This is a genomic window from Shewanella sp. SP2S2-6, assembly GCF_031931965.1.
Lineage (GTDB): Bacteria > Pseudomonadota > Gammaproteobacteria > Enterobacterales > Shewanellaceae > Shewanella > Shewanella baltica.
The window spans coordinates 44,182-67,852 of record NZ_JAUOEQ010000014.1 but is presented as its reverse complement, the minus strand read 5'-3'; the positions used below and the strand labels follow the sequence as shown (position 1 = coordinate 67,852).

The 23,671-nt window shown below is 45.4% G+C and carries 22 protein-coding genes; 9 read left to right on the top strand and 13 right to left on the bottom strand.

The window, feature by feature from the left end; translation table 11 throughout:
* Nucleotides 1–72: 72 nt before the first annotated feature.
* The 11 genes from Q4Q57_RS11595 to ftsY all read right to left on the bottom strand — a co-directional run bounded on the left by Q4Q57_RS11595 (nucleotide 73) and on the right by ftsY (nucleotide 11,972).
* Entirely contained in the window at nucleotides 73–807 is a 735-nt protein-coding gene (locus tag Q4Q57_RS11595; RefSeq protein ID WP_311890913.1) for a molecular chaperone, read from the bottom strand.
* Nucleotides 773–2,104, bottom strand: coding sequence for a fimbrial protein (locus Q4Q57_RS11590; protein WP_113940274.1), 1,332 nt, complete (start codon nucleotides 2,102–2,104; stop codon nucleotides 773–775). Before Q4Q57_RS11590 ends, Q4Q57_RS11595 begins: the two co-directional genes overlap by 35 nt.
* 10 nt (nucleotides 2,105–2,114) lie before the next feature.
* Nucleotides 2,115–4,703 carry a fimbria/pilus outer membrane usher protein gene (locus Q4Q57_RS11585; RefSeq protein WP_311890912.1) on the bottom strand — a complete coding sequence of 863 codons (2,589 nt, stop codon included), beginning with the start codon at nucleotides 4,701–4,703 and terminating at the stop codon, nucleotides 2,115–2,117.
* Nucleotides 4,704–4,714: 11 nt separating this feature from the next.
* Nucleotides 4,715–5,464, bottom strand: a complete 750-nt coding sequence (locus tag Q4Q57_RS11580) for a molecular chaperone (RefSeq protein WP_311890911.1) — start codon at nucleotides 5,462–5,464, stop codon at nucleotides 4,715–4,717.
* A 67-nt stretch (nucleotides 5,465–5,531) separates the two neighbouring features.
* Nucleotides 5,532–6,059: a fimbrial protein gene (locus Q4Q57_RS11575; RefSeq protein ID WP_311890910.1), complete on the bottom strand. Its 528-nt coding sequence runs from the start codon at nucleotides 6,057–6,059 to the stop codon at nucleotides 5,532–5,534.
* 195 nt (nucleotides 6,060–6,254) lie between these two features.
* The gene (locus Q4Q57_RS11570) at nucleotides 6,255–6,584 is read right to left on the bottom strand and encodes a hypothetical protein (protein ID WP_311890909.1); all 330 of its coding nucleotides are present in this window, start codon (nucleotides 6,582–6,584) and stop codon (nucleotides 6,255–6,257) included.
* Between the two features lie 161 nt (nucleotides 6,585–6,745).
* Nucleotides 6,746–7,111 (bottom strand): hypothetical protein, encoded by a 366-nt coding sequence (locus Q4Q57_RS11565; RefSeq protein WP_311890908.1) that lies wholly within the window; start codon nucleotides 7,109–7,111, stop codon nucleotides 6,746–6,748.
* 459 nt (nucleotides 7,112–7,570) lie between these two features.
* On the bottom strand, nucleotides 7,571–8,428 hold the full coding sequence (rpoH, locus tag Q4Q57_RS11560) for an RNA polymerase sigma factor RpoH (RefSeq protein ID WP_006079635.1): 858 nt from the start codon (nucleotides 8,426–8,428) through the stop codon (nucleotides 7,571–7,573).
* A 224-nt stretch (nucleotides 8,429–8,652) separates the two neighbouring features.
* Nucleotides 8,653–9,618 (bottom strand): permease-like cell division protein FtsX, encoded by a 966-nt coding sequence (gene ftsX / locus Q4Q57_RS11555; RefSeq protein WP_311890907.1) that lies wholly within the window; start codon nucleotides 9,616–9,618, stop codon nucleotides 8,653–8,655.
* Complete coding sequence (gene ftsE, locus Q4Q57_RS11550; protein WP_006079632.1) at nucleotides 9,615–10,328, bottom strand: cell division ATP-binding protein FtsE; 714 nt, start codon at nucleotides 10,326–10,328, stop codon at nucleotides 9,615–9,617. Before ftsE ends, ftsX begins: the two co-directional genes overlap by 4 nt.
* A 3-nt stretch (nucleotides 10,329–10,331) precedes the next feature.
* Nucleotides 10,332–11,972, bottom strand: a complete 1,641-nt coding sequence (gene ftsY / locus Q4Q57_RS11545; protein WP_311890906.1) for a signal recognition particle-docking protein FtsY — start codon at nucleotides 11,970–11,972, stop codon at nucleotides 10,332–10,334.
* A 213-nt stretch (nucleotides 11,973–12,185) separates the two neighbouring features.
* On the opposite strand from ftsY, the gene rsmD reads away from it, so the two are divergent.
* Together rsmD and Q4Q57_RS11535 are read left to right on the top strand one after the other, a co-directional pair.
* Nucleotides 12,186–12,854 carry a 16S rRNA (guanine(966)-N(2))-methyltransferase RsmD gene (gene rsmD, locus Q4Q57_RS11540; protein ID WP_311890905.1) on the top strand — a complete coding sequence of 223 codons (669 nt, stop codon included), beginning with the start codon at nucleotides 12,186–12,188 and terminating at the stop codon, nucleotides 12,852–12,854.
* Complete coding sequence (locus Q4Q57_RS11535; RefSeq protein ID WP_012588824.1) at nucleotides 12,829–13,113, top strand: DUF1145 domain-containing protein; 285 nt, start codon at nucleotides 12,829–12,831, stop codon at nucleotides 13,111–13,113. Before rsmD ends, Q4Q57_RS11535 begins: the two co-directional genes overlap by 26 nt.
* A gap of 96 nt (nucleotides 13,114–13,209) precedes the next feature.
* Here Q4Q57_RS11535 and Q4Q57_RS11530 read toward each other — a convergent pair whose 3' ends face one another.
* On the bottom strand, nucleotides 13,210–13,773 hold the full coding sequence (locus tag Q4Q57_RS11530) for a NapC/NirT family cytochrome c (protein WP_006079625.1): 564 nt from the start codon (nucleotides 13,771–13,773) through the stop codon (nucleotides 13,210–13,212).
* Nucleotides 13,774–14,208: 435 nt separating this feature from the next.
* Between Q4Q57_RS11530 and Q4Q57_RS11525 the strand changes: the two genes are divergently transcribed.
* The 6 genes from Q4Q57_RS11525 (at nucleotide 14,209) to Q4Q57_RS11500 (ending at nucleotide 20,916) form a co-directional block, all read left to right on the top strand.
* Entirely contained in the window at nucleotides 14,209–14,571 is a 363-nt protein-coding gene (locus Q4Q57_RS11525) for a hypothetical protein (RefSeq protein WP_311890904.1), read from the top strand.
* Between the two features lie 100 nt (nucleotides 14,572–14,671).
* Nucleotides 14,672–15,127 (top strand): DUF2057 family protein, encoded by a 456-nt coding sequence (locus Q4Q57_RS11520; protein WP_311890903.1) that lies wholly within the window; start codon nucleotides 14,672–14,674, stop codon nucleotides 15,125–15,127.
* 109 nt (nucleotides 15,128–15,236) lie between these two features.
* Complete coding sequence (locus tag Q4Q57_RS11515; RefSeq protein ID WP_311890902.1) at nucleotides 15,237–15,674, top strand: hypothetical protein; 438 nt, start codon at nucleotides 15,237–15,239, stop codon at nucleotides 15,672–15,674.
* A 268-nt stretch (nucleotides 15,675–15,942) separates the two neighbouring features.
* The gene (locus tag Q4Q57_RS11510; protein ID WP_311890901.1) at nucleotides 15,943–16,203 is read left to right on the top strand and encodes a heavy metal-binding domain-containing protein; all 261 of its coding nucleotides are present in this window, start codon (nucleotides 15,943–15,945) and stop codon (nucleotides 16,201–16,203) included.
* A gap of 21 nt (nucleotides 16,204–16,224) precedes the next feature.
* Nucleotides 16,225–17,769, top strand: a complete 1,545-nt coding sequence (locus Q4Q57_RS11505) for an efflux RND transporter periplasmic adaptor subunit (RefSeq protein WP_311890900.1) — start codon at nucleotides 16,225–16,227, stop codon at nucleotides 17,767–17,769.
* A 9-nt stretch (nucleotides 17,770–17,778) separates the two neighbouring features.
* Complete coding sequence (locus Q4Q57_RS11500) at nucleotides 17,779–20,916, top strand: efflux RND transporter permease subunit (protein ID WP_311890899.1); 3,138 nt, start codon at nucleotides 17,779–17,781, stop codon at nucleotides 20,914–20,916.
* Between the two features lie 110 nt (nucleotides 20,917–21,026).
* Here the strand turns inward: Q4Q57_RS11500 and trpS are convergent, their stop codons facing one another.
* Entirely contained in the window at nucleotides 21,027–22,064 is a 1,038-nt protein-coding gene (gene trpS, locus Q4Q57_RS11495) for a tryptophan--tRNA ligase (RefSeq protein ID WP_311890898.1), read from the bottom strand.
* A 406-nt stretch (nucleotides 22,065–22,470) separates the two neighbouring features.
* Between trpS and Q4Q57_RS11490 the strand changes: the two genes are divergently transcribed.
* Nucleotides 22,471–23,640: a ribonuclease T2 gene (locus tag Q4Q57_RS11490; protein ID WP_311890897.1), complete on the top strand. Its 1,170-nt coding sequence runs from the start codon at nucleotides 22,471–22,473 to the stop codon at nucleotides 23,638–23,640.
* Nucleotides 23,641–23,671 lie beyond the last annotated feature (31 nt).

Sequence of the window (23,671 nt, the reverse complement as noted above, 5' to 3'; positions counted from 1 at the left end):
CAAGCCCATAGCTTCAAGTCACGCTGTATAAATGCATATACATAAGGCCCTGTTGTAAACAGAGCCTTATGTTCAATTCACTGTCAAAGCAAGCGGCTGAGCATTCCCCTCATCGTCTATGTACTCGGCCTTTAGGATAAGCCCAAGCTGATCGATTAACTCGCTCTCAGTGATAGTCACAGTTTCTGCAGAGTAAGGGGCTAGCATTCCTTGAAAAATAGCATAATCCCTCCCTTTAAAACTCAAACTGAGGTTCTGATAGGTCACATAGTAAGGTGACTTATTCTCTATTGATAACATATTGTCTTTCAATATAAATGACTGCCACTTTGCTAAGTCTAAAACATCAATAGCGAGCTTATTGGGCCGCACAAAAACCTTCATTTGAGTACGTAAAGCGACAATCAATAGTTGCCCCTCAGTTTCATTAATATTTTTGGCGGGGGTGGGTGGAACTTCGTATACATTCAGCCAGTATAACTGTTCTTGTTTTTCAGGTTCCTGCTCCGCAATATTAAGCAGATTTATGTGCTTGCGCTCCTTTGGGGCAATTTGCAACAAGCCAGGATAGGGCAAAATTGGCGCATTTGCCGTTTCAGGGCCAGAGTCTGGATCGCCGTCATCCACCCACAGTTGCACCATCACAGGGTAGTCATTAATATTCACCAGTGACAACCCTTGCTCCCGATCGGAAGCCGCAAAAATAATTCGACTACGATCGGCGACTACGCCAGCCAGAGCGGTTTGCAACATTAGGAGCCATAAAACTAAACTACTGAACCCGAATAAGCACTTCCGCTTTTGCATAAAATTTTCCTGCCGTTGGACTCATTCCTGGCAACTTACCAAAAACAACTCTGTAATTATCCATATATTGATAACTCGTACCGACAATACCAGTCCGATTCCCCTGTAATGGCCGCCAACCGTCTTTCCATGCATTATATTGTGAGTCTAAGCTGGTTCTATTATCAAAATTTAAAAAGGGTTGAATTACACCATCATTGCGTTGTAGCTTTACCCCCACACCATTAGCAACCGTATTAGTACCATAGCCGTTACTGACTAGATATGTCACAGCATCCTGGGTAGCAAACCCCAACTGTCTCGCTATCTGGTAATTATTACTCTCAATCTTAAAGGCGATAGCATTCGCATTAACTGCGGGGCCATTAATATTGGCTTTCTGTTGGCAACGATAATTAATCTGGATGTCAGCTTCTCGGGTAACGCCGCTGTTTAATTCCGCGATAGTCACAGTGGGGAACAACACATAAGGTGTGACATTCATTACCGCACAACCTCCAGCCCTTCGCGTATACAACTGTTGATATAAGCTGATATTCCCAGGCCAATTCGCATACCAGCCTGGATAATGACTAATATGGTCAACCCCTTCAGTAGGATAGGCAAGGCCAGGCCCACCAAAAGCAATATAAGCTGCAGGTTGATTATAACTGTATGCGATAGACTCAGTCACACCTCTGATATTGCCAATCTGGAACAGCTCTATCGTGACATCAGTAAAGTTTTTCGCCTTCACTAATATTCTTCCCTGAGCATCACGGTCTAACCCCCGCAGCGGTCGATATTGCCATAAGCGCGAAAAATACTGACCGGTGGCATTATTCTTAACCCTGAGCACAACATTTCGATGGTAAGTGGCATAACCTTTGTTAATACCATAAGCAACGCCATCTTCGTACATGCCGCCATAAGCATTATCTGCGTTTACTGAATAGATCTCATTTAGTAGGTGCTCATCCGCCGCATCGCAACGAAAAAGTACCTGATCAGGATCATACCCGCCAGTCTGTCCATAGGTACTGAAGGGCGCAACACTCGATCCCAATAACGTGCCATTGGGTTGAAAACTTTCATCGGTAACATTGATGATAGGCAGATTAAGTATGCCCCTATTAGCATCGTAACCACCAGACCATATAGCTGTTTTACCATACGCAGGTGCGACATAATAAAAATTTGCCGGATCTGTTGTAGTCGTCGATATACGGTAGCAAGTCGCCATAGCTTGACCACTAACTAAAGTGGCAAACACAAAAGATACCACTGCCAACAGCCGACCTAGGTTGAACTCAATCATAGTTTTTATCTCAATTAACCCGCTCACATAGCGCAGGCATTCTTAATAAAGTGTTATCACGACTGCTTTCGAGGGTATAGTCAAAGTGACATTGCTGATCGGGTTTATTTCCCCAATTAACGGTCAACTGACCACTCGGTTTAGAAGCTCTGACATAAGCCATACCAGCCTGTCCAACCATGCCCAATACTAGGCCATCTTCGTCCACGACTTCGGCGCCAATAGGAATAACGCCGCCGTTGGCTTGCTGAGTCATGAAGACGACGGCTATCCCGTGTCTAGTCTCGAATTTCATCTTAACGATAGAGCCGGCATAGGGCGCAACTTGCTGTTGTGTCTCGATAAGTTCTGTACCACTTAACATAGATCCCGTATCAAGCGTGACACTATTTGTGCGATAAGGCGTCAAAGATGGGATAATTGCATATCCCAAGTCATCAATCTCAGTACCCCAATTATTAGTCACTTTTGCGCCAGAAGCTCCCTCAGCTTGAACAATCGCAAAAGTATCACTGAGGTTTTGGCTTAATGTTACGCCGCCAGAATGCACCACTGCTGCACCACTCAACCCAGCGCCAACCTGCTGATAAGTATCAGAAATCGAATAGTTACCCGATAAAGTCGCTTGGCTAAAACGCTTTTGCGTATTGACGCTGACACTTTCACTCGAACTATCCTGCCGCTGCAGTGAAGCATTCAGGCCATATGTCCAAGTATTATCATCGTCCACAGTGCCTGCGAGTCCTAGATTATACTGTTCATTACCCCTAGATGAGTGACTAAACCCACTGCTAAGCATGTTTGACTGGCGACTACCAAATGGAATGGACACGGTGAGACTCACAAGATCTTCCTTCACCCTATCAGAGGAATAACCGCTCATTTCAGTTAATAGCTGACCACCAAACCCATTCTGTAGCGGAACTTGACTGGTATATTGACGTGAAAAAGTGAGTCCTATATTCACACGACCAATACCCACCGTATAACCGAACTGTAGTTGATCGTCATCATCGCGCCCATCACGGTATTGACGTTTAGAACCACTCAAATACACAAAGCCAAAGTCATCTAAACTCTGATTCACACTTAAACTCATTTCAGACCGCTGACTGTAGGTCTCAGATTCAAAAATATTCCCACTCTCCAATGCCCTCCTCAAACCTAAAACATCATTCAACTCCCGAAATGACTCAGTAGAGTAGTGATATCCAGCAAGTGCCACTGATGTCCCCGAATCGAACGAATGGCTATAATTAAGTCCAACACGCCAGCCATTTTTCCACTCATTTAATACTGAAGACTGAGAAATACGAGACATAGAATGTACTGCGGTTAACCCTAGAGCCCCCCATTCTGTACCTAATACAGTCCCTAGACTCAAAGCAAAATAATCATCTCCGACACGCCCACCACTATTTAGCGTCAGTATATTACTCAAACCATATTCAGAAATTAAATCGACAAAGTACCCACCAGACTCTGCTTGATCTACTTCACCAAATGATAACCCGTACTGGAAACTTCCTTCACGCAACGAGCCAGGCACAGCACTGAATGGCACAGTAAAACTAGAGACCTTTCCATCGGCTTCACTAATTTCAACTAACAAATCCCCCTCATAGCTTGTGGGAAATAAGTCATTAATAACAAAAGGCCCCGCCGCTACTGTGGTTTGATAAATACTCACACCATTTTGCTTAATCACTACGCTGGCGGTTGAGTTAGCGAGTCCTCTGACGACAGGTGCATAACCACGCTGGGATTCTGGTAACATACGATTATCAGTCAGCAACTGTACGCCGGTAAAAGCTAAACTACCGAAAATATTTCCTCGAGTGTAGGCATCACCAAGCAAGAGTTCGCTCTGCATATCCGGCAAGGCTCTGGTGATATAAGTTCTAATAGAATTAAAACTTTCTTGAGTATTTTGGCCAACATCCTTGTACTGATAACTCGATTGATTTCTCAGGCGCCATAATCCTAAATTGACACCTGAATTAAGGCCCGTATAAATGGCACGCATATCGCTACCAGCACTGCGGCTATTAGTTTGATAGTAGTTACTGTTGTAACTGATAAATCCAGCATTCTCTCCCTCACTCCAAGATGAAGGATCAACATAGCCACGCGGAATCTGCCGTAAATAAGCTTGTGGGATCGCAATCTCTAATCTTAATTTCTCGGCATCAAATTGCGTCGATACCCCCTTGACCACAGTATCAGGGGCCGCACATTCAGCCTGCAATAATGCATCTTCGTTTATGTATATTGCAGTCACATTCGACTTGTTCCAGAAATTAAGGTCGAGACAAGGCACAACTCCTTGGGAGCCAACCTTAACAAAATTAATAATTTCCCTATTTAAGTAAGTACCATTTATATAAATATCAACTTGGTATTGACCTGGAATAGTTTCTGCAATCGAGTTAAAGCGAGAAAGATAACTATCGCCATAACCACCACCAAGTAATAGGCTGTCATCAAATGTGAAATCCTGTAAGTCATCAGCCCTCAACGATGAAGACATGCAAAAGATCACACCAATCAATAGCAGCAAAGAGTAAATTTGGCTCATCAAACGCATGGATTTTTTCATAACCAATCTTATCAATGATGTGCAGATGCAATAACATATTCACTTTTTACAAATCCGCCGTAATCATTGACTAAAGTGAATTCAATCGTCATTGGATATGTGATGACAAACTGCTGATTCTGAATGTCTATCAACTGATTAGACTTAGGTTCAAGCATAGTAATAGGGATGATTAGCTCTTGTTTTCCCGACTTAATTTTTGCCTCAACAAAAGAGGCAAAAAAAGCAGCATTATTTTTCACATCAAGGTGAATTCCAGCATCAGCATACTGAACATCAAAGGCAATCTCTTTTGCCACATCATCTGGATTAGATTCAATCTCTACAGGCCGATAAAATATTTTCACTCTATTTTTTAGCATAACCAACATTTGGTTCTCACCCGCGTTATCTTTAGATAATGGGGGGATTTGTAGAAAGTTAAGATAAAATAAGCTTTCCCTATCTTTAGGTAATTCTCCACCACTGTATATTAAGCGGAACAACTGTCCTCGATTAGGCTCTATTCTGAAGATCGCTGGCAAAGCTACAAATGGACCATCTGCATTTTCAGGAGTAGACTCAGAATTATTAATGTCTGTCCAAACCTGAACTACGTTTGGAAAACTATCATTATTTTTTAACTGAACACTACGCTCTTTAGCATCACTGGGATAAATTACTCGAGTATTGGTCATCACAACACTTGCACTCGATGGGAAAACAATAATTAGCAATGAAATTAGAACTGATAAGCGCACAGATAAAGGAAGAATTGACATATTATTTCCACAAAACCGGAGTGCTCACTCAGAGATCTGAGTGAGCAAGAGCAGAATTTGGCTTTAATTACAGGTAAGAAATCGCGTATTGAACAGAGCTAACTACAGTACCTGCTGTTGCTGCACCTTCAGCATAATATTGAACAGCAAAGTCATGTGATGCAGTGCTATCACCAGCGGCTACATTCAAGCCATCAACTGTTGCAACACCAGTCAAATCAACAGCATTACCACCAACAGCATCTAAAATTTGTAGCGATACGTTTGTTGCAGTACCTGTGTTACCTAAGTTACCGGCTGCAGTAACGCTGTTACCAACGAAAACAGTTTTAATTGGAAGAGCTTGAGTAGCATTGATAGTACAACCACTTACAGACAGAGTGAATGGTGTTTCACCAGCAACAGAGCCAGCGACAGCTAAATCAGCAGTTGAAACTGTTGGTAATAATACCGTTGGATTAGCGGTTGCACCATTGATAGCAACTTCGCAAGTTTGATCAGAAACTTCACCTAAGAAAGTAATAGTATTATTTGCGTGAGCATTAGCGCCAAATAAAGCAGTTAAAACTAGTGCAGAAAGAGTTAATTTTTTCATCAGAAATTCGATCCCATAAAATTGTTAATGATACAATGGGTTTACTTACTTAAACCTGTGTATACAATAACAATAATATCCAGCAGTCCCCATAGGACTAACCTTGCACTGCTGTAGGAAATATCTGATCAACTAATATCAATAATATAGGCAGCCTTAAATATCATGGCTGCCTATAATTAAACGCAGTTTCTATTAATTATAATTAAATGAAATCATTACTTCATTTCTATCCAACCGATTAAATACCAGTGAGTTTATTTGGCTAAAATTAGTTGGAATACTTTTGGCAATGCCATCAAGAGAAGATACTTCGGAAAAATTTAAGGATATTAGTTGAGTGTCGAATTGATGTGTAGATTGATTATAACAACTGATAGAAGATAAATCAGAGTAGCAACTAGGTTCTGCCACCTCACCTCGAAATGTAAGAGTACTAAACTCTGTTGCAGCTACTACTAAATTCAAACCCACAATGAGTAGTGCAGCACTACAGAGTTTGCCCCAAAATGTTAATTTTCTCATAAAGCACCTCTTCCGGCGTTAAGGACACAAGTTAAGTATCGGCCAGAATAGAGATGTCTGAAGCTAATTTTTCAAATTAACAACAAATTATTTATTATGAATAACTGATTAATTTTTGAGATTACACACTAAAATTTAATGTAAATATGAAACTTTAAACTTTAATTTAGTATACACCCTCCATAAAATTCTGATTTATTTAATTCTATCGTGTGTTTTTTCCACTGAATATAATAGATACTTGATATATTACTCGGCAATAACCAACGAACTCTATCATCCTCCAAGAAGTATGGAATTTCATTAAAATCAAGAAATTCAACCAACTTTTGCAATGAAAATTGGCAAACAACAACGACCGATCCTATAAAGTCGCTTAGGGTAATATCTCTCATATCACAGGGCATACCTTTGCAAACTAACCAAAACAAGCTCTGCTGACATACTTCGACGCCCCCATTGACACGAAATGCAGTACCCCAACCTGATTCTGATGATAGGGCTAACTTAGTGATCATTGAGAACATAACTTCCCACCTTTGTAAGCATTAAAAAAACCGCATAATGAGTATCTATCGTAAATTGGCGGGCATCCCTTCTAACTTAAAAGCTTTCCTTGGTACATAATCCATCGCTACCCGACCAAATCTTCCGTGCTCAATATCCATATCAACTTTGCTTAAGGCGATACTCAAAATGCGGAGGAACAAGAACGTTCTGTAATAAGCATCGAAAACAACTTTTGAATTGAGGCTCAAAAGTTACAGATATATTAACTATTTATAACGGTTCTAAATGTAGGATAAATCTGATGTCTCGTGGTGAAATCAGCCATAGTTGCGTACGTTTCAATACGATTGAGCTTTATAGCTATAGCGAAATTCACTTTAAGTGTCGCGATTAAATCTATTCTTTCTCCCATAAAAAAACCTGCCGCAGCAGGTTTTTTTATGTTTAAGTTACAATCACTTTACACGTGACGTGACTTAGGCTTCCATACAAGCTTTTAGCTTGTTCATGGCATTTTTCTCAAGTTGGCGAATACGTTCGGCCGACACTTGGTAAGTCTCTGCAAGTTCTTGCAGTGTGGTTTTATCGTCATCTAACCAACGGGCGCGCAGAATATGCTGGCTGCGTTCGTCTAAGGTCTTGATGGCCGATAATAAACGACCTTGGGCATTCGATTCCCAGTTGTCGTTTTCAATGTTTTCCGCTAAATCCGATGAATGATCTTCCAAATAATGGACTGGGGCAAAATCATGCTCCTCGTCTTGATCATTGGTTAAATCAAATGCAGGATCTTGCGCAGCCATACGTGATTCCATTTCGGTCACATCGGCCTTAGATACACCTAAATTTTCAGCCACCATAGTGACTTCTGCATCGCTGAACCAACCTAAGCGTTTTTTCGCTTTACGGATGTTAAAGAACAACTTACGTTGCGCTTTAGTGGTCGCGACTTTAACTATGCGCCAGTTTTTAAGCACATATTCATGAATTTCAGCTTTGATCCAGTGCACAGCAAAAGACACTAGACGCACGCCAACATCGGGATCGAAGCGTTTAACCGCTTTCATCAAGCCTATGTTGCCTTCTTGGATCAGGTCTGCCTGTGGCAAACCATAGCCTGAATAGCCTTTAGCAACGTGCACTACAAAACGTAAGTGCGACATAATCAGTTGCTTCGCAGCTTGTAGATCACCAGTTTCCTGTAAACGCTTGGCTAACTCATACTCAGCCTCAGCGTCCAGCATGCTGATGCTAGTCACTGAATGGATATAAGCTTCTAGACTACTGGCGCCCTGTGGGACTGTCAGTGCCATTGATTGCGTTTGAAAGGTCATTCGCTCTCCTACATTTATCAGACTACTTACGAGTGCATTCTAAGGTTCAACAACAAAATACCCTAAGAATAAGCTCACGAACTATCGGCTAATTGACAGAGTATGTCAACCTCAGCTCGTTTGCAGATACCCTTTTTACCTCGCTGAAGTAGACATTGCAAGTGAACAAAAGTTCATTACTCAGCATATTTTTCATCACTTTTTTTAGTTTAATCGACTGATTATTATGAAGGTTCAATCGACCGTAAATGCTGGCGTACAGACAAATACGAACCTAACCAACCTAAAAATGAGGCAAGTCCAACCAATTGCAGCAGTTCAATAAAAGTGAGTGATTTCATCTCGAGCTGACTGCCATACAAACCTAAAAGTTCGGCAAGGGCAGAATCGAGATACCACACTAATAAGTTGATGATAAGCCAAGCCAATATGCCGCCAATGACTCCGTACCAAATCCCAGTGTAGAGAAATGGGCGCTGGATAAAGGCTTCAGTTGCTCCGACTAGCTTCATCACTTCAATTTCGCTGCGCCGATTCATAATCGCTAAGCGAATCGTATTACCTATCACTAAGACCACGGCCAGCACGAGTAACGCGGCAATCGCCATCACAGTACGTTCGAGTAGACGCACTACCGCCTGTAACCGTTCTAACCATTCGATATCTAAACGGCCAAAGCTAATCTCAGGCTCGCGCTCTAGTTTAGTTAACAGTTCACGGGCGCCCACTGGCGTTGAGTAACGCGGTGTCGGCGTGACGGTAATGACCGCTGGCAGAGGGTTTTTATCTAAATAGGCCAAGGCCTCACCAAAACCAGATAAGCGTTGAAACTCTTCTAGGGCTTGGTTTTTATCTATGTACTGCACTTTATCCACTTCGGAATAAGTGCGAATCCGCGTCAGCAGGCTCTGAATCGTTTGCTCGCTGCGATTGTCTTCGATAAACAAAGAGATCTCCGCAGCACTGTTCCAAGAGCTGGTAATGGTTTCAGCGTTTTTCACTAACACTTGCAAAGCCGCAGGCAAGCTCAGGCTCACTCCCAATACCGCCATCGTCATCACGGAAGACACTGGATTGCGCCAGAGCTCTCCCATACTCGCCATCGCTTGCTGTGCGTGACGAATAAAGAACATCACAATCCGCCCAGACAGAGGTAACTTACTGCGGGTTAATTTAGCGCTGTCGCTCATTGCCCTTCACCTCTATTGGTCGGCGCGCGCGTATGCACGCTAGGATGTAATTCCTGTGCGCCCAACATACGACCCTGTTTGAGGGTGAAAGTGCGATATTTCATCCGCGCGATTAAGCCTAAATCATGGGTCGCGATTAACACGCTGGTTCCTGCATCGTTGAAGGTTTCAAACAGACGCAAAATATCCATAGATAATTTAGGATCTAAGTTACCCGTTGGTTCATCGGCGAGCAGTAAGGGCGGCTTGTTCACAATCGCACGGGCAATGCCGACGCGTTGCTGTTCACCGCCGGACAACATAATCGGGTTATGGCGCTCTTTGCCATACAAGCCCACCATGTCGAGGGCGCCGGCCACTCGCTTACGGATTTCACCGTGGGAGAAACCTTCAATCACCAAAGGCAAGGCCACATTGTCGAACACGCTTCGGTCCATCAATAGGTGATGGTTTTGGAAAATCATGCCGATATTGCGACGCAAATAAGGCACATGCTTAGGGCTGACTTTGGCGATGTCGTGGCCATTGATGGCGACACGACCGGTCGTCGCCCGCTCGATAACCGTGATTAATTTCAACAGCGTACTTTTACCCGCACCCGAGTGGCCGGTTAAAAATGCCATTTCACCTTGTTGTAGATGAAAATTCACATCTTCCAGCGCCATTTGGCCGCCAGGATAAATCTTACTGACCTGCTGAAAATCAATCATAAATTAGCTATCCGCTTTTTCTTGAGTGAACAAGGCATCGATAAATTCTTTCGAATTAAAAGTACGCAAATCATCAATTTGCTCACCCACGCCTATGTAACGGATCGGAATATTAAACTTATCGGCAATCGCAAAGACCACGCCGCCCTTAGCCGTTCCGTCTAACTTGCTGATGGTAATACCCGTTACACCTACGGCTTCTTGGAATAATTGCGCTTGGCTAATCGCATTTTGTCCCGTGCTCGCATCGAGTGTCAGCATGACCTCATGCGGCGTATCTGGGTCGAGTTTTTTCATCACTCGCACCACTTTCTTCAATTCTTCCATCAAGTGCGCTTTGTTCTGCAAACGACCCGCAGTGTCAGCGATCAACACATCCACTTTACGTGCCTTGGCCGCTTGCAAAGCGTCAAACAGCACAGAGGCACTGTCGGCACCTGTATGTTGGGCAATCACAGTAATATCATTACGTTGACCCCAAACCTGTAGCTGCTCGACTGCGGCCGCGCGGAAAGTATCGCCCGCGGCTAACATAACTGACTTACCTTGGCTCTGATATTGTTTGGCTAATTTGCCGATAGTGGTGGTTTTACCCACACCATTAACGCCGACCATTAAGATCACAAATGGGCCATTTGCATTGTCTGGCACTAACGGAATTGCGACTGGGTCGAGCGTCTTCTGCATTTCTTCCCGCAGCAAGTCATATAAAGCTTCAGCATCTTTCAATTGCTTACGCGACGCTTGCTCAGTCAAATTCTTGATCAAACGCGTGGTTGTTTCGACGCCAACATCGGCGATTAATAACTGTTCTTCGAGTTCTTCAAACAGATCATCATCGATTTTCTTGCCGCGAAATAGACCGATAAAACCACTGCCAATATTCTCGCTGGTACGCATCAAACCGCGTTTCAAGCGAGCAAATAGCCCTTCCTTAACGGGTCTCGCCTGCGGCTCAGGCTGCAATTCAACAACAGGCTCAGCGGGTTGCTCCGCAGCTAATGCTTCAGCGGCAGCTTGTTCGGCGGCAACACGAGCACGTTCAGCTTCCTCGGCTGCCGCTTGTTCAGCAGCGAGTCGTTCAGCGGCCAACTGATCTGCAGCAAGCTGTTCGGCCTCTAACTGAGCAGCCGCCAGACGAGCAGCTTCGGCTTGCTGTTCAGCTAAACGTTGGGCTTCAATTTGTGCTTGCTCTTGAGCAACGCGCTCGGCTTCAGCCTTAGCTTGTGCTAATTGCTCAGCAGCGGCTTGCTGTTCAGCTAAACGTTGGGCTTCGATTTGTGCTTGCTCTTGAGCAACGTGCTCGGCTTGCACTTTCGCAAGTTGTTCCGCTTCTAACTGAGCAGCCGCCAGACGCGCCGCTTCGGCTTGTTGCTCGGCTAAACGCTGGGCTTCGATTACTGCTTGTTCTTGGACAATACGCTCGGCTTGCGCCTGCTCGGCAGCTAACTGTTCTGCTGCCAGCTTTTCTGCGGCCGCTTGAGCCTCTGCCTCAACAGCTAAACGTTGCGCCTCTGCGTGTTCTTGTTCTAAACGCTCTGCTGCTTCAGTGTCTTGTGTTGGAGTAACAACTGGAGTTTCAGCGACGACCTCATCTTGGGACTTATCTTTACGAAACCAGGAGAAAAAACCTTTCTTTGCCATGTGTGATTCCAGCGCTCTACTTCAGTGTTGAATTTTGAATAAGACCCTGATGTTATACCAGATTGCCTCGGCAATTACGCCCAAAAAGTCGGCAATTAGCTAAGCTCACTCAGCCTTCTCACCTTTTAGTGAGACTTTGATATAAAATAGTGGCCTTTATTAAGGTGGCATAGTCTACCACTTTCTTTCTTCAGGCAAAATCACGGGGGCACTTTGGTTAAGAATCGAACGGTCAACAATAATGTGACCAAAAGTCAAACCGCCAAAAATAAACCCGGTAGCGGCCAAGTGCGGATTATCGCGGGACAATGGCGCTCGCGTCGTTTACCTATTCAAGATCTCGAAGGTTTACGCCCGACAACAGACAGAGTGCGCGAAACCCTGTTTAACTGGCTTGCCAATGACTTAGTTAATGCGCGAGTACTCGACTGTTTCGGCGGCAGCGGCGCTCTAGCCCTCGAAGCCCTATCTCGCTATGCCAGTTTCGCCAAGATTATCGAGTTGCAACGCGGCGCAGCCATGCAATTAAAAGAAAATCTGCAAACCCTTAAATGCGATAAGGCCGAAGTGCTCAACGCCGATACCTTAGTGGTGTTGCAAAGGGGCTGCGAGCAAGGTTTCGATGTAGTGTTTATCGATCCACCCTTTCGCAAAGGATTGGCAGAAAAGACCATTCAACTGCTCGATACTCAAGCTTGGCTCAATGATGGCGCGCTGATTTATGTCGAGATCGAATCTGAATTAACCCAACTGGCCATTCCATCTAGCTGGCACGCCTTGAAAGAAAAGAATGCGGGGCAAGTGAGTTACCGCTTATATCAATATCAAGCCGACAACACTGCCGAACCTATCGAAGATGAAAGCCATGCCCTTGCTGATTAACCTAGGTAAAGCCATTACCCTCATCGCTTGGTTGATGATGGCCTACAACTTGGTTATGCCATTTGAAGGTAATGTGGCGATTATTTTGAATATCCTGTTTGGCATAACCTGCATGATGCACTGCTTCCAAGTGGCCATTTTCCACATGCTATTTAAGACCTTACTGCCATTAACAAAGCTTGATTATCTGCAAGTATTTATCTTCGGTATTTTTAGCCTGTTAGCTTATCGACAAAAAGTGATGACTCCAGCGAGTTAACCTAACATTTAGACACCATCAGGCATTCAGACAGCAAAAAGCCCTCAACAGAGGGCTTTTTAATGACTAACGATAACGCAAGTTAATCGTTAAACCTTATCCTTTAGGGTAAGGGTGAGCGACGCCTTTGTGACAGTCGATACAGGTTTTTCTGTCTTCAGGGGCTTTCTTGAAGTTATTGCTGTGCATTCTCACTGCCATTTTGCTCATATTTTCTGATTGGTTTTCATAAATACGGTTGTGACAGTTTTGACAGGTTGAAGAATCGATTGCACGTAGGTAATCACGCGCTAACTCAGCTTGTTCTTTACGGTTTTCATCTAACCATGCTTGCGTGTTAAAGCCATCGATAGTTAAGAAACCAATAACGTCCTTAGAAACGATGATCTTTTTCTTCAGGTATTGGAATGGTTCCTGTGCGATGTGACATTGCTGACACTGAACCACGATACCCACACGGTTATTGCCGTGGGCAGACGCCATCACTTCATCTTTCAATGAATGCTGGCTGTGGCAGCTCATACAGAATGCGTCTTGGCTGGTTGCATGTAAGGTTGTTTGGGTTGCGAAATAGCCCACAACACCGATAACAATACCGACGACCAGTAGCGCCAGGATTGAATATTTTGCGCTAGGTTTAAATAGTGCACGCCAGTTCATCACTCTATCTCCAAAAATTGTCAAAATTAGTTTTTATAAGACTAGTTTATGTTCTTTCATTTATTAGAAATTTGATTTTAAGCCGAAATTTGCCGATTAAATTAACCTTAAAAGCGCAAAATGAGACTTAGCTCTAACTATTAGGACGACATTTGGTAAAAACCGCTAGCTGAGCTGCAATGCACTTTAACTAAAGCTAATGCAATCATCCCATAATCGCAAGTTAGCGATTATCGCGATGAGATTTCCCCTTTGAGAATCAATAACTATTGAAATCATTTCTAGAAAATAGAAATGTGATCCGGTCGAGGTTTTGTTTAATCATTGAAGGAGGCGGAGAAATAAATCATTAAAAATTAAAATTTGAACCGTATATGAAACTTTATCGGGCTAACTAAGGTCTCTAAGGGTAAGCAATCAATTTTCCGAGTTATCATGGCTAAATTTTGGATCACCATAGCAGTGTTATTTTCGCTAATCGCCCAATCGGCGATGGTGAGTGCTATGCCAACTTCAGCCAACACCAATGGCCACAGCAGTCAAACCATGCTGATGATGGATGCAGAAATGAACTGCATCATGCCAGATTGTGCTGCATCCGATTGCTTGCAACACTGCCAAGATAGTATGACAAATCATTGTCAAACCCATTGCCTATCATCACTTTACCTTGAGCCTGCAATGCTAGAACTGGCCTTCGCCAACCCAGCAAGCAAGCGTATTGCCATCCAAGGCTGGGCGATGCAAACTGCCGATCTTGGACTCATCACCCCGCCTCCCACCTCCAATTCACTGTAACGTCTTTCGTTTTTTACAACGTAAAACCGACTAAACACCTTAGCTTGCGCCGCTGCATATTCGCACTGCAACTAGGTACAGAGAATTTTTGGAGTTTATTATGAAAACCACTTTATTGAACAAAAGCTTACTAGGCCTTACTTTCGTTATCGGCGCCTTATTAAGTAGCACCACAGTTACAGCCGCCAGCTTAAAAAGCACAGATTCGCTCAGTGTTATCAGTATCAATGGTGTGCCAGCGACGCCCTTTAAACCTATCCAACTCTCCGCCGGGAAAGTACTGCTCGAGCTAAAATATCAGGATATATTTGATTATCGCGCCGATGATAGTGGCAACTGGGTTAAATCAGCGCCGCTTTACTTAGTGCTGGATGTGAAGGCGAGTGATAGCTACCAAATCACCCAGCCCAAAATAATGACTGAAGCTGAAGCGCGCCAATTTATTAAATATCCAACGATTCAACTCAGTATTAATGGTGAGAAAGCGGGCGAATATCCACTACAAAGCCACAGCCAACTGATGGCGAAAATGTTAGTCAGCAATCCCGCTTTCTAATTTAGACGAGTTAAATATTTAATCTGAGGCATGTGCTGAAATGTGAGTTAAATCATTACAGCATAATGCCTCTATGCTAGACTCAAGCCGTTCATCATTTGGAATACTTATGCATCACACACTCGGTCGTTACTTTTTAGTCATGTTCACTTTACTCGCACTCGTCGGGCAAAGTGTTGTGTCTAATGGTCACGCCATGGTGCCACACACTATGGATATGAGTGCGATGAATCATGAAGCTTCCTCCCAAATGCACCATACTGCCATGATGCAGATGAACACTGAGAACCCTTCTGACTCACATTCAATGGCCAACGCGGATTGCTGCAACGATAAAATGCTTCCCGGCGCGAAACAGCATTGCTGTGATGGCACCACATCATGTTCAAATGATTGTGGTCATTGTTTGACGATTTCAGTCGCTGGCACTCTATTCAGCCCACACCTCTGGCCAAGTGTGAGCATGAGCGATACTGCAATGGCCACTCCTATGCCTCATTTCCACTCGATCTCTTTGTCTTCGGCCTTTAAACCTCCGATAGCCTAGGCCTACTTTGCGCTTAATGGGCAAATCGCCCTTAAAGAAGCCAAGCTAAAACGACAATCCAGTTAGCCCTAAGCTAACACCCAAATTAGCCGTTTATTGTGGTGCCTTATCGTTAAATCGTGCACCCGAGTCTCGCAAAACGTTGATAACTGAGCCGAATGCCGAGCTGTGGCATTAATCCGTCTATCAAAGCGAACCGCTTTGATCTGCCGTCCTCACAGACGTTTATGCGCTCATATTCGGCCGTTAATCCGATGGAGTGAATAATATGAAAACCCTAACTAATCTCGCCTTAATTACATTCTTGCTGACCAGCACTAGCGTGTTTGCCACGGCTACGCCGCACGAACATCAACACGACAATGCAAATCCGCAGCAACAAGCACAAACCTATGTTTGCCCTATGCACCCCGAAGTGACAGGCACTAAAGGCGATTCCTGCCCTAAATGTGGTATGGATTTAGAGCCAAAAGCGACGGAAGCAAAAACAGCTGAAGGTGCGATGCACAACGCGCACGAACACCACTAAGCTAGGCTGGAGATGAGGCATATGAACCAATTTAATACCGCGAAAAAGCAGGCCCCTAAGGCCGTACTGATCTTGAGTAGCTTACTCATCAGTACGCCTTGGCTGAGCCATGCCCAACTGGCGAGCACACAAGAACCCGTTGCGACCGAAGCTGCAGTGACACAATCCGCCATTGCACCTAAAAACAACCAGTTAAATCAAGTGAAAACCTACACTTGCCCTATGCACCCCGAAGTGCTCAGCCATGAGCCCGGTCGCTGCCCTAAGTGCAATATGTTTTTGGTCGAAAAACTCGATACCGCGAGTCCTGCTGCCGAGCATGCACAGCATCAAGCCGCAGATCACCAAGCCTCTGAGCATGGGCAAACCTCTGCCGCCAAAGCTTCGAGTCAGGTATTCGATACCCCAACCCCTAAGGCCGACAGTTTAGTTAAAGCCCAAAATCATGTGACAACAATCAAGTACGTTTGCCCTATGCATGCCCACATTATCAGTGACGTACCCGGCACTTGCCCTATCTGCGGTATGAACTTAGAAAAGGTCGAAACGGGCGGTAATACCCAAGAAATCAACATCAATGTATCCGGCAGCATGCAGCAAGCGTTGGCACTCAAAGTCGCCAAGGTTGAACGCGACACACTGTGGAAATTTGTCGAAACCGTCGGTCAAATCGACTATGACGAAAGCCAAATCACCCATATCCATGCCCGCGTTACTGGCTGGATTGAAAAACTGATGATCAAATCCGTAGGTGATACCGTCAAGAAAGACCAGCTGATCTACGAGATCTACTCTCCCGATTTAATTAACGCCCAAGATGACTACCTGCTCGCCATGGACACTGCCAAAGCAAACGGCCAAGGTCGCTACAAAGATTTGGTGCGCAATGCGGGTTTACGCTTATCTTTCCTCGGTTTTAACGATAAGCAAATCAAACAATTAGCCGATTCACATCAAACCCAGTATCGCGTACCTTTCTACGCAAAAGAGGATGGCATAGTTAAAGCCCTCGACGTTCGTGATGGCATGTACATTCAGCCTTCGACCGAAGTCATGTCCCTAGTGGATCTCTCCAAAGTTTGGGTGATTGCCGACGTCTTTGAGAACGAGCAAAGCTGGATTGCCAAAGGTCAGAAGGCCGAAATTGCCGTTCCAGCCATGAATATCAGCAGCATCGAAGGCACGATCGATTATATCTACCCTGAGCTTGATCCAGTCACTCGCAGCCTGCGAGTACGAGTAGTGCTCAACAATACCGAGGTAGATTTAAGACCTAAAACCCTCGCCAAAGTCTCACTATTCGGTGGCCCGAATAAAGATGTGCTAGTGATCCCGCAGGAAGCTTTAATTCAAACGGGCAAAGAAAACCGCGTGATCGTCAAGCAAATCGACGACAGCTTTACCGCCAAGGCAGTAACCGTCGGCATGATGAGCCAAGGCAAGGCCGAGATTATTTCAGGCCTGAATGAAGGTGAACGTGTGGTGATTTCGGGGCAATTCTTACTCGACTCCGAGGCTAGCCTCAAGGGCAGTTTAATGCGTTTAAGCAGCGGTCATCAGCACTAGGAGCGCGTTATGTTGAAATATATTATCGAGGCGTCCATCAGGCAGCGATTTATGGTGTTGATTATCGCCATCATGATCACTGTTTGGGGCGTACAGGAGCTGCGAAAAACGCCGCTCGATGCGCTGCCGGATTTATCCGATGTGCAAGTGATCATTAAAACCCCTTATCCGGGTCAAGCGCCAAAATTGGTTGAAGAACAAGTGACTTATCCCTTGTCGACCGCCATGTTAGCCGTACCTGGTGCTAAAACCGTGCGTGGTTATTCCATGTTCGGCGACTCTTACGTGTATGTGATTTTTGAAGATGGCACCGACATTTACTGGGCTCGCTCACGGGTGCTTGAATACCTGAGTCAGATCAGCAGCCGTTTACCGCAAAATGTGCAACCTTCCCTCGGCCCCGATGCGTCTGGTGTCGGTTGGGTGTATGAATATGCGCTGGTCGATCGCTCCGGCAATTTAGATTTATCGCAACTCAAGAGTCTGCAGGATTGGTATCTCAAGCTAGAGCTGCAAAGCGTGGCGGGCGTGTCTGAAGTCGCCACCGTTGGTGGCATGGAGCAAACCTATCAGATAGTACTTGAACCCGATAAAATGGCGATCTATAAGCTGGATATTGCCACCATTAAACAAGCCATAGACAAAGCCAACAGCGAAGCTGGCGGCTCAGTGATCGAGATGGCCGAAGCCGAGTACATGGTGCGCGCCAAAGGCTATCGCCAGACGCTAGAGGATTTTCGTGAAATCCCCCTTGGCATCACCAGTCCTTCTGGCACAGGTTTAACGCTCAAAGATGTTGCTACTGTGCGTAAAGGCCCAGCCTCTCGCCGCGGCATAGCCGAACTCGACGGCGAAGGAGAAGTCGTTGGCGGAATTGTGGTGATGCGTTACGGCGCAAACGCCTTAGCGACAATTGATGCAGTGAAAGCAAAACTCGAAGAACTCAAAGCTGGCCTGCCCGATGGGGTTGAGATTATCCCAACCTATGACAGATCCCACTTGATCCTTAAGTCCGTCGACAACTTGTTTAGCAAGGTCGTCGAAGAAATGTTGGTGGTCGGCTTAGTCTGCTTGCTGTTTTTACTGCATGCGCGCTCCACACTCGTGGCCGTGATCACCCTGCCGCTATCTATCCTAATCGCCTTTATTGTGATGAATAAGATGGGTGTTAACGCCAATATCATGAGCCTTGGCGGCATCGCCATTGCTATCGGCGCCGTGGTGGATGGCGCGATTGTGATGATCGAAAACCTGCACAAACATTTAGAGCATTTTAAAGCGGAACATGAGCGCGAACCCGATACAAAAGAGCATTGGCGCATCGTCACCGAGGCCTCGATTGAAGTCGGCCCTGCGCTATTTTTCTCATTAATTATTATCACCTTAAGCTTTGTACCTGTGTTTGCACTCGAGGCGCAAGAAGGTCGATTATTCGCGCCACTGGCCTACACTAAAACCTTCGCCATGGCAGCGGCGGCCTTTTTATCGATCACCTTAGTGCCGATTTTGATGGGTTACTTTATTCGCGGCAAAATCCCCAGCGAACGCAGTAATCCCATCAGCCGTTTCTTGATCGCGCTTTACCAACCGTCACTCAAACTGGTACTGAAATTCCCTAAAGTCACCCTGATGTTAGCCTTAGTCGCGCTGGCCAGCGCTTGGTATCCTATGACCCGCATGGGCAGCGAGTTTATGCCCGCCCTCGAAGAAGGCGATTTGCTCTACATGCCAACGGCATTGCCAGGCATCAGTGCCAGCAAGGCCGCCGAAGTGCTGCAGCAAACCGACCGTTTAATTAAAACCGTGCCCGAAGTGGCCCGCGTGTTTGGCAAAGTAGGCCGCGCCGAAACCGCGACCGATCCCGCGCCGCTGACCATGCTTGAAACCACTATCATGCTTAAACCCCATGACGAATGGCGTGAAGGCATGACCTTAGATGGCATCATTGCCCAGCTGCAGCAAACCGTAAAAGTACCGGGACTCACCAATGCTTGGGTGCAACCTATCAAAACCCGTATCGACATGCTCTCGACGGGGATCAAAACCCCTGTCGGCATCAAGATCACTGGAGCCGATGTCAACGAACTGCAAAGCATTGGCACTAAGATTGAAGCTATCTTAAGCAAAGTGCCACACACCAAGTCGGCCTACGCCGAACGCAGTGGCGGCGGCCGTTATATCGATATCAGTCCGAAACTGGATGTGGCCGCTCGTTACGGTATGACGTTGCAGGATATTCAAGATGTGGTGCGTTATGCCATTGGCGGTATGGATATTGGTGAGTCGGTACAAGGCGCCGAACGTTATCCAATCAACCTACGTTATCCCCGTGAACTGCGCGACAACATCGAGAAACTGCGCGAGCTGCCCGTGATCACTAAGTCGGGGCATTATCTGCCGCTACGTAACTTGGCCGACATCGAAATTAACGATGGCGCGCCTATGTTAAAGAGCGAGAATGGCCGCTTAATCTCTTGGGTGTTTATCGATATCGAGGGCACCTCTATCGGTGAGTATATCGCCACCGCGAAAACGGCCTTAGACGCCGAACTCGTCGTCCCGCCCCGTTACAGCTATAGCTTTGCGGGTCAGTACGAATATATGCAAAGAGTCGATGCTAAGCTTAAACAAGTGATCCCTATGGCGTTAGCCGTGATCTTCATCCTGCTGATGATGACCTTCGGCTCCACCATTCAGGCCAGCATTATTATGCTAAGCCTCCCCTTCGCATTGGTCGGCAGCACTTGGTTGTTGTATCTGCTGGATTACAACATCTCAGTGGCCGTCGCTGTCGGTATGATTGCCTTAGCGGGTGTCGCCGCCGAGTTTGGGGTGGTGATGTTGGTGTATCTCAATAACGCCATCAAGCACAGGCAAGAAAAAGATAATTACCACAGCGTCAATGACCTGAAAGAAGCTTTGATTGAAGGCGCCGTTATGCGGATCCGCCCCAAAGCGATGACAGTGGCGACCATCTTCTTCGGCCTACTGCCCATAATGTGGGGCGCAGGTTCGGGTAACGATGTGATGCAAAAAATCGCCGCACCTATGGTCGGCGGCATGGTCACAGCGCCCATACTGTCGCTGTTTGTCCTACCCGCACTCTATCTACTGATTTACTCGCGTAAATTAAACAAAGACGCTTAGATATTTGAAATAAAACCCCTAGCGTCCTCAAAACTCTAGGGGTTTTATTATTTAGCACTACTCAGATTCATAAAATTCACCCGAGCCTTCTTCAGCAAAATAGTGCTGCATCAAAATAAATTTAGGCCGAACGCAGCTTTAACTCGTCGTAATACAGCATCCGACTCTTCACGGGCTTGTTCCGTTCCAACTTTGAGTATCGACACTAACTGAGCTTTATCAGATAAGAGTAAAGCCCGGCGCTCACGAATTGGCGCAAGCAACTCTTGTAAGCACTCCTCTAAAATAGCTTTAGTCTTACCATCACCTAAGCCGCCTTTTTGGTAATGCGATTTGAGCTCAGCCACATATTCTATGTCAGGGTGAAAAGCATCGAGATAAGTAAAAACGACATTGCCTTCGACCCGTCCCGTATCATTCACATTCAAATGCAAAGGATCGGTATACATAGCCTTAACTGCCTTTGAAATATCTTGCGCACTTGAACCTAACATTATGGAATTGCCCATAGACTTAGACATTTTACCTTTGCCATCAACACTGGGTAAGCGTGATACATTACTCAATAACGGCTTACACTCCAGTAGCACCTCATCCTGTGCTATCGAATTAAGCTTCCTAACGATTTCATTCGTCTGCTCCAACATAGGCAACTGATCATCTCCCACAGGAATAAGCGTCGCACGAAAGGCGGTAATATCAGCGGCCTGACTAATGGGGTAGGTTAAAAAACCTGCAGGAATGGCCCGACCAAAATCTTTATTGTTTATCTCACTTTTAACGGTCGGATTTCGTTCCAGTCTGGCAATAGAAACTAAGTTTGCATAGTACATAGTCAGCTCAGCCAATGCTGGAATAGCTGACTGTAAACATATAGTGGTTTTACTGGGGTCGATTCCGATAGCGAGATAATCAGCTACAACATTTAAAATATTCGATGCCACTTTCTGAGGGTTATGCCCATTGTCCGTTAGGCCTTGCATATCGGCGACAAGGATAGTTTGGTCAAATCTATGTTGTAACTCGACTCTTTGCTTGAGCGAGCCAACATAATGACCCAGATGTAAAGGCCCTGTCGCCCTATCACCAGTAAGCACTTTCTCTTGAGTATTTGAGGATAAAAGCGGTTTTGATGAACTAATTTGCATGTTATATCTCCGATAAATTAACCAACCGGAGACACAATAATGGATATTCACTAGTTGCCTTCCGGCAGCTTTTGAATATAAGAATCCTAGCGCCGCTCTATAGGAATAAGCGCCACCAAGTAGTTACGAAAGTGTATGATATGAAAGACATAGAATATTTTTTCATCATTTGACCTTAACTAAATAGCTAACTCATTGCAAATATAAAAAGCAGTAAACTAGATATACTCAGCACTTCCACTGCTTTCAAAACTGTACTGAATCCAATCAAACACGCTAACAATCCCACTGTCACTAAACCAAATCTCATTAGCGAATTCGTTGAATTACCTGCAAAATGGTTTGCCAGCAAGCGTCCGTTTAGCCTTGCTCTGATTAATTGCTAGAGAAGAAAGGATTCCATCACATGACCAAGCCATTTTGTTTGACCATCCGCCGGATATGGCCGCAAGCACTTTCCCTTAAAAGCCTATCGCGTACGTTACTTGCGGCGTTCGGTTTATGCGCTGCGTTAATCATTTCAGCAGCACCTGCCTTTGCCGCGCCCGCGACCGGTGAGTTCGTTGCCGATAAACGCTGTGAGCTATTTCAATCGAAAAATAAGCAGACGAATCCAGATCAATGGCAGAGCAATATTGGTGAGCGCTATCCGGTACTCGAAATCCTCGGCAACAGCGCCAAACCTGATTGGCTGCGAGTGCGCACCAACGCAGTGAAGTCTCCCATGCGGTGGATCAGTGGCGCTTGTGGTCAGTATCTTTCCAATGTTGCCGGCAGTAATGTATCGACACCTGCAACAGCGGTAGAACCCGCGCAAACCACCACGGCATCGAACATTAAAGCCAAAAGCCGAGATAGCCTTAAAGAGCATGGCACACCAGAGAAACGCCAAGGAGATCAATGCCAAATCGGCGGTGAATTTGACGCCAACGTGCTGGCATTAAGCTGGCAAAGCACCTTCTGCGAACTCTATGGCCGCCGCAAAGCCGAATGCCGCGCCCTCAGCCAAACGCCAGAATCGAGCCAGTGGCAACACTTCAGCCTGCACGGACTGTGGCCGAATAAACAACAATGCGGCACACGTTATGGCTATTGCAGCACAGTCAAACTGCAACCAAATGATTTCTGTACTTATCCTGAGCTTGAACTTAACCCATCGGTGCGCAAAAATTTAGAAGAAGTCATGCCAAGCGCCCAATATGGCACCTGTTTAGAACGCCACGAATGGTGGAAACACGGCACTTGCCGTAGCCAAGACCCTAACGAGTACTTTTTATTGGCAACCCAGCTGACCCAAGCGGTCAATGCCTCGGCATGGGTACAAAAATTTATTCATGAAAACATAGGTAAAAGTGTCAGTAAAAGTGAGTTAAACCAAAGTTTTGATAGCAGTTTCGGTCAAGGTGCTCACGCTAAAATGAGCCTAGAATGTGGCAAGGGATTACTGAGTGAAATCCGCATTAATTTGCCCGAGGTCATTAAAGCCTCAGACTCCTTGCCTAGCCTACTCGCCAAGGCTAACAAGGCAGGCAGAGGCTCCTGCCCTGAGACAATCATGATTGATAATGCTAATTAAACAGATGGTTAGACACATAAAAACGGCGACT

Bases quoted from the DNA above. Each gene is read 5' to 3' on its own strand.
- Q4Q57_RS11595 (WP_311890913.1), bottom strand. From the start codon at position 807: ATGCAAAAGCGGAAGTGCTTATTCGGGTTCAGTAGTTTAGTTTTATGG.
- Q4Q57_RS11590 (WP_113940274.1), bottom strand. From the start codon at position 2,104: ATGATTGAGTTCAACCTAGGTCGGCTGTTGGCAGTGGTATCTTTTGTG.
- Q4Q57_RS11585 (WP_311890912.1), bottom strand. From the start codon at position 4,703: ATGAAAAAATCCATGCGTTTGATGAGCCAAATTTACTCTTTGCTGCTA.
- Q4Q57_RS11580 (WP_311890911.1), bottom strand. From the start codon at position 5,464: ATGTCAATTCTTCCTTTATCTGTGCGCTTATCAGTTCTAATTTCATTG.
- Q4Q57_RS11575 (WP_311890910.1), bottom strand. From the start codon at position 6,059: ATGAAAAAATTAACTCTTTCTGCACTAGTTTTAACTGCTTTATTTGGC.
- Q4Q57_RS11570 (WP_311890909.1), bottom strand. From the start codon at position 6,584: ATGAGAAAATTAACATTTTGGGGCAAACTCTGTAGTGCTGCACTACTC.
- Q4Q57_RS11565 (WP_311890908.1), bottom strand. From the start codon at position 7,111: ATGTTCTCAATGATCACTAAGTTAGCCCTATCATCAGAATCAGGTTGG.
- rpoH (WP_006079635.1), bottom strand. From the start codon at position 8,428: ATGACCTTTCAAACGCAATCAATGGCACTGACAGTCCCACAGGGCGCC.
- ftsX (WP_311890907.1), bottom strand. From the start codon at position 9,618: ATGAGCGACAGCGCTAAATTAACCCGCAGTAAGTTACCTCTGTCTGGG.
- ftsE (WP_006079632.1), bottom strand. From the start codon at position 10,328: ATGATTGATTTTCAGCAGGTCAGTAAGATTTATCCTGGCGGCCAAATG.
- ftsY (WP_311890906.1), bottom strand. From the start codon at position 11,972: ATGGCAAAGAAAGGTTTTTTCTCCTGGTTTCGTAAAGATAAGTCCCAA.
- Q4Q57_RS11535 (WP_012588824.1), top strand. From the start codon at position 12,829: ATGAAAGCCATGCCCTTGCTGATTAACCTAGGTAAAGCCATTACCCTC.
- Q4Q57_RS11530 (WP_006079625.1), bottom strand. From the start codon at position 13,773: ATGAACTGGCGTGCACTATTTAAACCTAGCGCAAAATATTCAATCCTG.
- Q4Q57_RS11525 (WP_311890904.1), top strand. From the start codon at position 14,209: ATGGCTAAATTTTGGATCACCATAGCAGTGTTATTTTCGCTAATCGCC.
- Q4Q57_RS11520 (WP_311890903.1), top strand. From the start codon at position 14,672: ATGAAAACCACTTTATTGAACAAAAGCTTACTAGGCCTTACTTTCGTT.
- Q4Q57_RS11515 (WP_311890902.1), top strand. From the start codon at position 15,237: ATGCATCACACACTCGGTCGTTACTTTTTAGTCATGTTCACTTTACTC.
- Q4Q57_RS11510 (WP_311890901.1), top strand. From the start codon at position 15,943: ATGAAAACCCTAACTAATCTCGCCTTAATTACATTCTTGCTGACCAGC.
- Q4Q57_RS11505 (WP_311890900.1), top strand. From the start codon at position 16,225: ATGAACCAATTTAATACCGCGAAAAAGCAGGCCCCTAAGGCCGTACTG.
- Q4Q57_RS11500 (WP_311890899.1), top strand. From the start codon at position 17,779: ATGTTGAAATATATTATCGAGGCGTCCATCAGGCAGCGATTTATGGTG.
- trpS (WP_311890898.1), bottom strand. From the start codon at position 22,064: ATGCAAATTAGTTCATCAAAACCGCTTTTATCCTCAAATACTCAAGAG.
- Q4Q57_RS11490 (WP_311890897.1), top strand. From the start codon at position 22,471: ATGACCAAGCCATTTTGTTTGACCATCCGCCGGATATGGCCGCAAGCA.